Source organism: Alkalibacterium iburiense (assembly GCF_039521845.1).
Taxonomy (GTDB): Bacteria; Bacillota; Bacilli; order Lactobacillales; family Carnobacteriaceae_A; genus Alkalibacterium; species Alkalibacterium iburiense.
In genome coordinates this window covers 54,554-65,971 of sequence record NZ_BAAACW010000164.1, presented here as the reverse complement: position 1 = coordinate 65,971, position 11,418 = coordinate 54,554, and the positions used below count along the sequence as shown (strand labels likewise).

Annotated in this window: 11 protein-coding genes and 1 pseudogene; 4 read left to right on the top strand and 8 right to left on the bottom strand. The window is 39.1% G+C overall.

Annotated elements, in window-relative coordinates:
- Positions 1-123: 123 nt before the first annotated feature.
- Entirely contained in the window at positions 124-1,143 is a 1,020-nt protein-coding gene (adhP, locus tag ABDZ53_RS12285; RefSeq protein ID WP_343756936.1) for an alcohol dehydrogenase AdhP, read from the top strand.
- Between the two features lie 139 nt (positions 1,144-1,282).
- Here adhP and ABDZ53_RS12280 read toward each other — a convergent pair whose 3' ends face one another.
- Entirely contained in the window at positions 1,283-1,870 is a 588-nt protein-coding gene (locus tag ABDZ53_RS12280) for a DNA-3-methyladenine glycosylase I (RefSeq protein ID WP_343756934.1), read from the bottom strand.
- 85 nt (positions 1,871-1,955) lie between these two features.
- A complete protein-coding gene (locus ABDZ53_RS12275; protein ID WP_343756932.1) occupies positions 1,956-2,375 on the bottom strand; it encodes a hypothetical protein in 420 nt (139 codons plus the stop codon).
- Between the two features lie 83 nt (positions 2,376-2,458).
- Between ABDZ53_RS12275 and ABDZ53_RS12270 the strand changes: the two genes are divergently transcribed.
- From ABDZ53_RS12270 to ABDZ53_RS12260, 3 genes and pseudogenes are all read left to right on the top strand, one after another.
- Positions 2,459-3,274 (top strand): MerR family transcriptional regulator, encoded by an 816-nt coding sequence (locus ABDZ53_RS12270; RefSeq protein WP_343756930.1) that lies wholly within the window; start codon positions 2,459-2,461, stop codon positions 3,272-3,274.
- Between the two features lie 313 nt (positions 3,275-3,587).
- Positions 3,588-4,796 (top strand): quaternary amine ABC transporter ATP-binding protein, encoded by a 1,209-nt coding sequence (locus tag ABDZ53_RS12265; RefSeq protein WP_343756928.1) that lies wholly within the window; start codon positions 3,588-3,590, stop codon positions 4,794-4,796.
- Positions 4,786-6,596, top strand: a pseudogene (locus tag ABDZ53_RS12260) (ABC transporter permease/substrate binding protein). Before ABDZ53_RS12265 ends, ABDZ53_RS12260 begins: the two are co-directional and overlap by 11 nt.
- A 48-nt stretch (positions 6,597-6,644) precedes the next feature.
- On the opposite strand, the gene ehuA reads toward ABDZ53_RS12260, so the two are convergent.
- The 6 genes from ehuA to ABDZ53_RS12230 all read right to left on the bottom strand — a co-directional run.
- Positions 6,645-7,436: an ectoine/hydroxyectoine ABC transporter ATP-binding protein EhuA gene (gene ehuA / locus ABDZ53_RS12255; protein WP_343756926.1), complete on the bottom strand. Its 792-nt coding sequence runs from the start codon at positions 7,434-7,436 to the stop codon at positions 6,645-6,647.
- Between the two features lie 16 nt (positions 7,437-7,452).
- Positions 7,453-8,106, bottom strand: coding sequence for an ectoine/hydroxyectoine ABC transporter permease subunit EhuD (ehuD, locus tag ABDZ53_RS12250; RefSeq protein ID WP_343756924.1), 654 nt, complete (start codon positions 8,104-8,106; stop codon positions 7,453-7,455).
- Between the two features lie 6 nt (positions 8,107-8,112).
- Positions 8,113-8,760, bottom strand: a complete 648-nt coding sequence (gene ehuC, locus ABDZ53_RS12245; protein ID WP_343756922.1) for an ectoine/hydroxyectoine ABC transporter permease subunit EhuC — start codon at positions 8,758-8,760, stop codon at positions 8,113-8,115.
- A gap of 34 nt (positions 8,761-8,794) precedes the next feature.
- Positions 8,795-9,673 carry an ectoine/hydroxyectoine ABC transporter substrate-binding protein EhuB gene (gene ehuB, locus ABDZ53_RS12240; RefSeq protein ID WP_343756920.1) on the bottom strand — a complete coding sequence of 293 codons (879 nt, stop codon included), beginning with the start codon at positions 9,671-9,673 and terminating at the stop codon, positions 8,795-8,797.
- Positions 9,674-9,923: 250 nt separating this feature from the next.
- Positions 9,924-11,027, bottom strand: a complete 1,104-nt coding sequence (locus ABDZ53_RS12235; RefSeq protein WP_343756918.1) for a hypothetical protein — start codon at positions 11,025-11,027, stop codon at positions 9,924-9,926.
- 185 nt (positions 11,028-11,212) lie between these two features.
- Positions 11,213-11,418, bottom strand: a 206-nt coding sequence (locus ABDZ53_RS12230) for a heavy-metal-associated domain-containing protein (protein WP_343756916.1), incomplete at its 5' end; no start/stop codon positions are given.

Genomic DNA, 11,418 nt, shown 5'->3' with positions numbered 1-11,418 from the left:
ATTAAACGAGCTTGTTTGTCTATATTTGGCACTTCCAAAATTTTATTTACGTAAAAAGGGTAAATTCAAAATGTGATATACTTCACATACAAAGGTATTTAATAAAGAATAGGAGAGTTATATATGCAAAAAACAAGAGCCATCGTTGCTACGTCTGACAGAACAGCAGAAGTTCAAGAGAAAGAATTACGCCCTCTTAAACCCGGAGAAGCCTTACTTAAAATGATTTGCTGTGGGGTCTGTCATACAGATTTGCACGTTAAGAATGCGGACTTTGGAGATGTTTCAGGAATTGTCTTGGGTCATGAAGGTATTGGTGAAGTAGTAGAAATAGCAGAAGATGTCACAAGTTTAAAAGTGGGCGATCGGGCAAGTGTAGCCTGGTTCTTTGAGGGGTGTGGACATTGTGAATATTGTACCACAGGACGTGAAACCCTATGTCGTGAAGTGAAAAACTCTGGGTACACAGTAGATGGAGGTATGTCTGAATACTGCATCGTTACAGCAGATTATTCCGTTAGAGTTCCAGAAAAGTTGGGGTCTCCAGAAGCGAGCTCCATTACTTGTGCAGGAGTAACGACATACAAAGCAATTAAAGAAGCTAAATTACTTCCTGGAGAATGGATTTTAATTTCTGGGTTGGGTGGTTTAGGAAATCTGGCTCTACAATATGCAAAAAATGTTTTTAATCTTAAAGTTATAGCAGTGGATATTAATGATGGACAACTAGACTTTGCGAAAAAACACGGAGCCGATTTACTCATTAATCCGTTAAATGAAGACGTAGCAAAAGTTGTTCAAGAAAAAACAGGTGGGGCTCATGCCGCTGTTGTAACAGCTGTCGCAAAATCAGCCTTTAATCAATCCGTTGATGCGATTCGGGCAGGCGGACGTGTCGTAGCAGTCGGTTTACCAACAGAATCAATGGATTTATCCATTCCAAGACTTGTTTTAGATGGGATTATAGTGGTTGGTTCTCTTGTAGGGACAAGACAGGATTTAGCTGAAGCTTTCCAAGCAGGAGCTGAAGGATTAGTTGTTCCACAGTGTGAAGTGAGACCGATGGAAGACATTAATGACATTTTTGAAGAAATGGAAGAAGGCACAATACGCGGAAGAATGGTTATTGATTTAAGAAGCTAAAATCTAGTGAGAAGGGATTAGCTCAAGATGAGTCCAATCCTTTCTCTTTTTTATACAGTTTAGCTTCACGTTAAGAAAAGAAAGGTGAGTCATCACCAAACTCCTCGACGTATCTCCAAGAGTAAACGACACGATTGCCTTAGATACTGGCTCTCTTGTCGTTTCTATTTATTTCATTATAACAATGGCAATCCACTAAATGGTCATTGACCATCCCAACAGCCTGCATAAAGGCATAGCAAATGGTCGGTCCGACAAATTTAAAGCCATCTTTTTTTAATTGCTTCGCCATCTTATGACTTAATTCGGTTGAGGCCGGTACATCCTCTTGACTCTTTCGTGCGTTCATAATCGGTTTGTGGTTTACAAACTGCCAGATATAATCAGAAAAACTCCCGGTCTTTTCCACTATTTTCATGTAAGCTTCTGCATTACTTATCACACTTTTTATTTTGAGTTTATTTCGAATCAATTGATCATTTTGCATGAGTTCTTCCATTTTTTCTTCATTATAAGTGCTAATTTTTTGAGGATCAAAAGCATCAAATGCTTCTCTATAATGGTCTCTTCTCTGTAAAATAGTCCACCAACTTAAGCCTGCTTGTGCTCCTTCTAAACAGAGCATTTCAAACAAGGCATGATCGTCATATAAGGGTCTTCCCCATTCTTTGTCGTGATATTCCATATATAAAGGTTCATTTGTCACCCATTGACATCGTTTAACCACAAGGTTTCAACTCCTTTATGTCTAGTTTAATCTTTTTCAAAAAAAATACCACCTGATTCTTTTGTGAAAGAGGTGGTGTACTTGTTTATTTTTCTTTTTTAAGAGAATAGCTACTTGTCTGCTTACTATAATCATATAAAGTAAATATTCCAATAAATAAAATATAGATAAATAAAGTGAGTGTATAGGCCACTATAGTAAACAGCCTAAAACCTGTTCCGATCATGACCACTTCTACTCCCATACATAAAAGCATAGGGATTGTGATGCTGATAGAATCCTTTTTAAATTCTTCTATTCGTTCCTCCCTGTTCAGCTCTTCAGCCTCTTCTTTATCCGTGCTGAGAAAGTACTCTGATATCACTTCTCCCAGTTCCCAAGCACCGTAGGCTAATAATATATAAGCAAATAAGCCATCATCGTTTATCCGTGTAAAGAGAGAAACAACACCTGCAAGAAAGAGGGCTACCCCCGTCATCAGTGTTTTCTTCGTTTCTCTTGACATAAAAATCCTTCTCCTTTTCTTTTTCAAAGCCATTATTTATACTAAGGTATAGAGTAACTCTATAGTCAAGGAGGAAATGTCAAATGCCCAAAAACCCTTCTCTTTTATCTACAGGTCAGTTCGCCAAACTCGTCGGAGTTTCTAAACACACTCTATTTTTTTACGATGAGAAAGATATTTTTAGTCCCCTTTTACGTAAAGACAACGGCTACCGTTACTATTCCATCAGACAAATTGAAACATTTCTAGTTATATCCTCTTTAAAAGATTTAGGTATGCCTTTAGAAGACATTAAATCTTATTTGACTTCTCGTTCGCCGGACGCCTTGGTTCAATTACTCGACAAAGAGACCCATAAACTGGACAAACGAATCAATCATTTAAAAGGGTTAAAAGAAATGATGGAAGAGAAAAAAAGTGTCACAAAAAAAGCAATGGATGCAGACTTGTCTGTATTTACCATTGAAAGGCAAAGAAAGAAAAAGCTTCTGATAACAGAGGTCAAAGATGTCTTAAACTCCAAACAATACTACGAGGCATTTCAGAAGCACTATTCTATTTTATATAAAGAAGGAAAACGGTCCTCTTGGCTTGAAGGTTTGATGGTACCTGTTTCGGAAACCTACACCATGCATACAGGGTATAGAGGATACCTTTATACAGTCGTAGAAAATCCCGCCATAAGCAACCATACTTTGACTGAAGGCGACTATTTAATAGGCTATTTTAAAGGAGATGATGAGGCAATCGAAGAAGCTCATCATCAATTAATTAGTTATGCAAAGGAACAGGGCTATACATTCGGTGATTATATCTTTGAAGATGTGGTACTGGATGAACTGGCAATCCGATCTTACAATCAGTATGTCTACAAACTCGCCCTACAAATAAAAGACTAGTAACACCTCACAGTTGTCGTCTTTCAACTTTGAGGTTTTTTTGTGCCATTAATCAGCTGACTGTTATAAATATCTGTCCTTCCAATATTTAATGAGAAGAAATCTAATCAAATTCTTATAGCTTCGGCATCATGGCATTCGCAATCGCTAACATTTTACTAAATGAATTTCTTAGCCGTCTTCTTATTTTACAATAATTTTTATCTCTGTTATGTTTATACTTGTGCAAAAAATCATGAAACACGAGTTTTCATTCGTTTTCATGTCAAGTTGTCATTTAAAAATATAAAAATTGAAGGAGGACAAAAAGTTCTTGACTACTAAAGTAGAAGTACAAAATTTAGTAAAGATATTTGGACGTAAGGATCGCCAAGCTTTGGATATGGTTCATAAAGGCCATTCTAAAAATGAAATTTTAGAAAAAACAGGAGCAACTGTCGGTGTGAACCAGGCTAACTTCAAAGTCAAACAAGGTGAAGTGTTCGTTATCATGGGGCTTTCTGGTAGTGGTAAGTCAACATTAGTCAGAATGTTGAATCGATTGATCGAACCAACTGAAGGAAATATCCTTATTGATGGTGAGAATATTTCAGATATGAATAAAGAAGAGTTACGTAAAGTCCGCCGTGAGAAAATCTCTATGGTTTTCCAAAACTTTGGCTTATTTCCTCACCGTACCATTTTAGAAAATACGGAGTACGGACTTGAAGTCCAAGGTGTGGACAAGAAAGAAAGACAGGCTAAAGCAGAAAAAGCGTTAGAAAATGCTGGCTTGCTTCCCTATAAAGATCAGTTTCCTAATCAACTCTCTGGCGGGATGCAGCAGCGTGTCGGTTTGGCCCGTGCATTAGCCAATGATCCGGAAGTACTACTGATGGACGAAGCTTTTTCAGCATTAGACCCGCTCATTCGTAGAGATATGCAAGACGAGTTGATTCAAATGCAGAAAACAATGAATAAAACGATTATCTTTATCACGCACGATTTAAACGAATCACTGCGTATTGGTGATAGAATCGCCATCATGAAAGACGGAGAAGTGGTACAGATTGGCACAGGAGAAGAAATTTTAACTAATCCAGCTAATGAATACGTTGAACGCTTTGTGGAAGATGTTGACCGTTCGAAAGTCTTGACTGCTGAAAACATCATGATGAAACCTCAGTTCCTTAAATATGGTCAGAGTGGTCCGAGAGTCGCTTTACAGCGCATGAAGACAGAAGGCCTCTCCAGCATGCTTGTCATTGATGATCAGCGTATTTTAAAAGGTTACGTAACGGATGAAGATGTATTAGAAGCTGTGCGTGACGGAGTAACTGATTTAGACTCTATCATCCACACAAATATTCCGAAAGTTTCAAAAGGTACTCTGATTAATGATTTATATGATGTCATTCATGATACGCAAACGCCTGTCGCTGTTGTAGATAAGGATGACACCTTAGAAGGTATCATTATCCGCAGTCTGATTATTGGAGCATTGGCAAATGACAGAGAGGATGAACCTATCGATGTACGCTAGTATTTTAGATCAAGTTCCACGCATTCCTGTCTCTGAAATGGTGACACAATTTATCACCTGGCTTACTCAGAACCTGTCTTGGTTGTTTGGAGCTATCCGCGATGCAGGGAACTGGACAATGGATGGTTTAACGGAATTACTCCTCGTTATCCCACCCTTACTGTTTATTGTATTGCTGGCCGCACTGGCTTACTTTGCTTCAGGTAGAAAATTTGGGCTGCCGATATTTACACTGGTCGGTCTCTTTTATATCTACAACCAAAACCTTTGGGAACCACTCATGTATACACTTAGCTTAGTCATTGTTGCTAGTTTGTTGTCTATTGTTATCGGTGTTCCACTAGGGATTTGGATGGCTAAAAACAGAGTCGTAAACATTATCATGTCACCTGTTTTAGACTTTATGCAGACGATGCCTGCTTTTGTTTATTTAATACCAGCCGTTGCCTTCTTTGGGATAGGTATGGTACCAGGTGTTTTATCAGCGGTCATATTCGCTTTACCTCCAACTGTTCGCTTTACTAACCTAGGTATTCGACAAGTTTCTGAGGAAATGGTAGAAGCCGCGGAATCTTTCGGTAGTACCGGTTCGCAGAAATTATTTAAAGTTGAAATGCCTTTAGCAAAAGCAACAATCATGGCTGGTATCAACCAGACTGTACTGCTTGCTCTCTCTATGGTGGTTATTGCCTCAATGATCGGTGCACCAGGACTGGGAGAACGCGTGATTAATGCTTTACAACGGGCACAAGTAGGACCTGGTTTCGTTTCAGGATTAGCCCTCGTTGTCTTAGCTATTATTCTAGACCGTATTATGCAAGGTTTTAATAAGGATTAAAAGAATACTATTCATATAAATAACTATTTTAAAGGAGAATTTCATTGATTAAGAATTGGAAAAAATTAGGATTTGCAGCAACAACAGCTTCAGCACTTTTATTAGCAGCTTGTGCAGACGATGCTGACACAACAGAAGACACTGAAAGCACAGAAACAGAGGAAACAACGGCTAATGTGGGTGAAGGACAAGAAGTTAATTTAGCTTATGTCCTTTGGGACTCAGAAATTGCTTCTACGCACGTTTTAGGAGAAGTTTTTGAAGACTTAGGTTATGAAGTATCATTAACAGCGCTAGACAATGCCATTATGTGGGAATCTGTTGCCAATGGTGAAACAGACGCTATGGTTTCTGCTTGGTTACCTGGGACACACGAAGAACAATATAACCAGTATGCAGACAGCATGGATCATGTAGGGACTAACTTAGAAGGTGCGGCTATCGGTATGGTTGTTCCTGCCTATATGGACGTCGATTCAATTGAAGATCTATCTGATGAAGCTGATCAAACAGTGACAGGCATTGAAGCAGGTGCAGGTGTTGTAGCTGCCTCTGAAGAAGCTGTTGAAACGTATGATAACTTGAGTGATTGGAACGTTCAAACGTCCTCTTCTGGTGCTATGGCTACAGCTTTATCTCAAGCTTATCAAAATGAAGAAGAGATTGTTGTGACTGGATGGTCTCCACACTGGAAATTCTCTGCATATGACTTGAAATATTTAGAGGATCCTCAAGGGGTTTATGGAGAAGCTGAAACAATCGATACTTTCGCACGTGAAGGTTTATCAGAAGATATGCCTGAAGTTTACCAGGTACTAGAAAACTTCTTCTGGACTACAGAAGACATGGAAGAAGTTATGTTAGAAATCCAAGAAGGTGCTGAACCAGAAGATGCCGCACGTAATTGGGTGGATGCTAATGAAGATGTTGTTTCTGAATGGACAGCTGGATTAACTGAATAAAATAACGTAACAAAAAACTGCTTTCTCATTTATGAGAAAGCAGTTTTTTTATTCTGGAGCCGATTGCGTATTCATGAAACGTTCTAAGAACTCTTTCAATCGGTCAGATTTAGGATTAAACAAAATCTCTTCTGGTGGACCATCTTCTACTATTTTACCATCGGCAAAGAAGCAAATTCGGTCAGCCACTTCTCTGGCGAAGTCCATTTCGTGTGAAATTAACAGCATAGATGTTTCGCCTTCATCTGCGATTGATTTAATTACATCTAAGACTTCTCCCACTAATTCTGGGTCTAAGGCAGAGGTGGGCTCATCGAATATGAGAACTTTCGGTTTCATAACTAGAGCACGCGCGATAGCCACACGTTGTTTTTGACCTCCAGACAACTGTGCTGGATACGTGTCCGCTTTGTCCAAGAGGCCAACTTTATCTAACATTTCTTTCCCGGCTTTTGTGGCTTCGTCTTTATCTCTTCCTTGCACAGTAACTGGTGCTTCAATAACATTCTCTAAAACGGTCATATGTGGAAATAAATGGAAGTGTTGAAAAACCATACCAATATTAGATCGGACTTTTCTTTGGTGCTCCGTACTAGCCGGTTTCAACTCTCCATTCTCGTCTTCTTCGTGCCACAAGTAGTCTCCTTCGACTTCAATTGTTCCATCCGTAATTTCTTCTAAAGTCATCAGTAATCTGGCAAATGTCGTCTTTCCTGAACCACTTGGACCGATCAAAGCCACTTTTTCTCCTTGTTTGATTTCAAAATCAATCTCATCTAACACTTGTAAATCATCAAAATATTTCGTTACTTTATTATAACGTACAATGGGTTCACTCATTGATAATCTCCTTTCTTTAGTATCGGGCGGCAATTTTATTTTCCAGTCGACGAATCGCTATAGACGCAGGGTAACTTAACGCTAAGAATAAGATTCCTACTATAGTAAGCGGTTCTGTATAACGGAATGTGCCCGCTCCAATATCTTGAGCTGTCTGCAGGATTTCAACTAATGTGATAGCTGACAGTAAGGGGGTTTCTTTGAACATCGTGATAAAGTAATTTCCAATAACCGGTATGACAGGCGGAATAGCCTGAGGTAAAATAATCCGTGTCCATGTTTTTCTTCGTGTAAAGTTTAAAGCCGTCGCGACTTCCCATTGATCCTGTCCAACTGAATCAATCCCACTCCGGTATACTTCTGATAAGTAGGTGCTGTAATGCATGCCTAAACCAATGACACCTGCTGTAAAGGGATCTAAAGTTAATCCGAATTGAGGAAAAACATAAAAGATAAAGTAGAGTTGGACGAGTAAGGGGGTATTTCGAATAAAGGACACTATTCCGTTTGTTATCGCATGAAGTATTTTATTGTCGCTTTGCAGCAACAGCGTCCATATTAATCCAAGAACCAAGGCTAGAACAAAGCCGGCTAGCGTAGCTCCGATAGTAATCCAAAGAGCCGAAGCAATGTCTGGAAGAATATCTAAAGCATAATTCCAATCCCACATAATCTATTACATCCTCCCTTCTGTCAGTTTGCGCTCTAAAATGGCCATTCCTTTAGTGAGTGGCCAAGCCAATAAGAAATAGATAATGAGTAAAGCGGTATAGATCTCTGTTGTTTGTAACGTCGTTGCGTTCAGGACATCCGCTTGATAGGTTAAATCCGTCAAAGTAATTAATGATACTAAAGACGTACTTTTAAATAATTCAATCAACTGATTCCCTAAGTTAGGTATCATGATTACAATGGCTTGTGGCAGAATAATTCTGCGCATGCGTTGCCAGCGGGTGAAGTTTAAAGCAATACCCGCTTCATACTGTCCTTGATCAACTGACTCAATTCCACTTCTAACAACCTCTGAGGCATAAGCACCATAATTAAGCCCGATAGTCAATACCGCTGCTGTCAAGGCTGACATCGTAATCCCAAACATCGGTAAAACAAAATAAATCCAAAATAACTGGACTAATAAAGAGGTGCCCCTAAATACTTCTACATAGATGCCTACAATAAATCGTATCAATTTATTCTTAGATAATCGCAATAATCCTACAATAAACCCTAATATTAAGGCTAGCAATGCTGACAAAACAGTCGTAACAACAGTAATCATCAAGCCTTCACTCAGCATAGAGCCTAACAGTTCCAGAAAGCCCATGGTCTTTTCTCTTCCTTTCTACATTTCTCTTCTTTTACAGTGCATCTTCCACTGTCGCATCTCCAGGTAAATCCTCTTCTGTAAACCCGAATTCTGAGATGATCTCGAGTAACTCACCAGACTCCTGTAGTTTAGCCAGTTCTTCATTGAACGCTTCAATAAAGTCTTCATCTTCTTCTCTAAACACCGTGGCACCATAATTGATGACTTCTTCTCCGTCAATAATAGGTTGAGAAAAGTCTTCAACCCGTTCGATAGACTCATCTTGGGCTGTATCTAAAATGGATTGAAGCGACGGTCCGGTTGCGGTGATGACATCGGCACGTCCGGCTTGAAGAGCTGAGAGAGCTGACGGCATATCCGGTACAGTAATAATGCGATCGTCCGGTACACCTACGTCCCTTAAAAAGTCATATTCTACTGTCCCGGATGGAACGGCAACTATGGCTTCATCATGTGCAGCAATATCTTCATAGGAGTGAAGATCCATGGGATTCCCTGCTTCAACGGCAATAGCTTGTCCTATGGTATATTCCGGATTGGCAAATTGAACATGATCAGCTGCTGCTCGACCTGGTGTAATAAACATCCCTGCTGTCACCATGTCAAATCGTTCAGCTTGAAGTCCCGGTATAAGGGTAGAGAAATCAGTCAGAACACCTTCCATTTCATATACCCCTAGATTCTCCATAATCCGACGAGCAACTTCTACTGCCGAACCGGTTAATTCTCCTTCTACCGTTTGATAAGCGTAAGGCTGCTCATTGGCAAAACCAACAACTACTACTCCTTCTTCTTGGATACGTTCCACTGTTGTTCGGTCTTCTGATCCAAACACCTGACAGCCGCTTAAAAATATAAGAAACGTTAACATAAATAAGGAGACAACGCCTCTTTTCGTTCGTTTATTCATTGACACTTTCTCCTCCCGTTTTTTTCCCTTGCTCGTTACTCTATTTAAGTATCCCTATTTCTCTATAAAACAAGTATTTATCACATGCGCACTTTTGAGCACGAGCTTCAATTCAAGCCTATCAAAAATGACTTTTTCAGGTCAAATGATGCACATTTTCTTTTATTAGCGTTTAATTAGTTCTGTTTTCACTTAATAAGAACGAAAAAATCTGTAAGAGAAAGAACTTTCTCTTACAGATTTTTTTAATTTAATTTCCTTTTCGTCTTTCTGGATTGACTCTTTCCCACTTGATTGTGGTATCCATATCTTCTAAATTAACAATTTGAGTACACGAATACGATTGGTACCATTTTTTTTCATTAGGTGTGATGCTATGAATGATTTTTTCAGAACTCATCCCATTTGGTGAATTCCATGGCTCTGCAAATGTTAAGTGAATAACGGCTTTCCCCTGATTATACACCACGTTATATCTCCCTTTTAATGAACCCGATTCGCCTTCGGGATTGATGACTAATTCTCCATAATGAGGTTTTCCGTCCTTTACCTCTTCGTGATTTGGAAAAGCAGGAGAGAATGTTACTTCTACTGGATGCGTCTCATGTTCCAATATCATTTTCTTTAACTTAGGCAGACTTTCTATATTTTCATAATAATAGGTTTGATTGTTATTTTCTGCTCTGCCTTGCTCATCTAGTTCCACTTCATTCAATGTATACCTTCCTTGTTCATTGAAGTTACACACTACCGTATTCGTGGAGAATTCCACATAATGCCGGGACTGGAAATCTTTAGGATAAGCAAAAGGATCGACTTCTTTTTCTTTCCCATCAATTAAAAAAGTTAAAGACGTGTCTCGTTTTCTGGCAAAATCAAAATCGTATAAGAAAAAGAGAGGAAGGGATTGCGGATCTTCTGTATTCTTCCCTACGGATGGCAACCAGAAGAGGGGTTTGGTGTCTTTGTCCAAGCTCTCTTCTACATCCAATGTGATGCGACGATTTAACTTATCAACAAAATCAAAGCCTGCTTTTAACTTACCTTCATCTCGCTCAAAATAAACGGTCTCAAAAGAGATAGGGTGTCTTTCTTTTAATCCTTTTCCACCGGTCGCTAATATTTCTTCGTTTTCAGGAATACTTAATGTGTCTTGTACATAGGAATCTCTATATCCGTCTGTTCTCCATGCGAGTACGCGGTACCCTTCTCCATAAGGCTCTCCATTGATGTAGTGTAATTCAAATGCTTCGTATTCTGTGTCGGGACTTTTATGAAAATGGAACATAGCCATCTTTTTAATCGGAGCTAATCGGAAACGAAACGGAACAAATGCTTTATTTTTTTTCATCATTTTACACCTTCTTTTTTTTAGATTGCGCTATCTTTTTAGCTTCTTTTTTTCATGATACACTATTTTCTTATTCCTGTAAGCCTTTTTGTTTATAATAACTAAGAAAAAACACGACCCACAATCATTGCCAGTCTCTCAGAGACTTTCAATCGATGATCGCAAGTCGTGCTTTTCGTGTTAACGGATTAAACTAAAAGAGATTGCACAGTATAACTGGTTCCTTCTAGACTTTCATCTAACTGTTCTTTAGTGACTTCGGTGTCCGATTGGATTAAGACCTCTTTCTTGCTTAAATTAACGGTAACGTTCGTCACTCCATCTAAGTCAGAAAATGCTGATTTAACTGCATTGGCACATCCGTCACAGCTCATTCCATCCACTTTTGCTACAT

Bases quoted from the DNA above. Each gene is read 5' to 3' on its own strand.
- ABDZ53_RS12275 (WP_343756932.1), bottom strand. From the start codon at position 2,375: ATGTCAAGAGAAACGAAGAAAACACTGATGACGGGGGTAGCCCTCTTT.
- ehuA (WP_343756926.1), bottom strand. From the start codon at position 7,436: ATGAGTGAACCCATTGTACGTTATAATAAAGTAACGAAATATTTTGAT.
- ABDZ53_RS12270 (WP_343756930.1), top strand. From the start codon at position 2,459: ATGCCCAAAAACCCTTCTCTTTTATCTACAGGTCAGTTCGCCAAACTC.
- ABDZ53_RS12235 (WP_343756918.1), bottom strand. From the start codon at position 11,027: ATGATGAAAAAAAATAAAGCATTTGTTCCGTTTCGTTTCCGATTAGCT.
- ehuB (WP_343756920.1), bottom strand. From the start codon at position 9,673: ATGAATAAACGAACGAAAAGAGGCGTTGTCTCCTTATTTATGTTAACG.
- ehuD (WP_343756924.1), bottom strand. From the start codon at position 8,106: ATGTGGGATTGGAATTATGCTTTAGATATTCTTCCAGACATTGCTTCG.
- ehuC (WP_343756922.1), bottom strand. From the start codon at position 8,760: ATGGGCTTTCTGGAACTGTTAGGCTCTATGCTGAGTGAAGGCTTGATG.
- adhP (WP_343756936.1), top strand. From the start codon at position 124: ATGCAAAAAACAAGAGCCATCGTTGCTACGTCTGACAGAACAGCAGAA.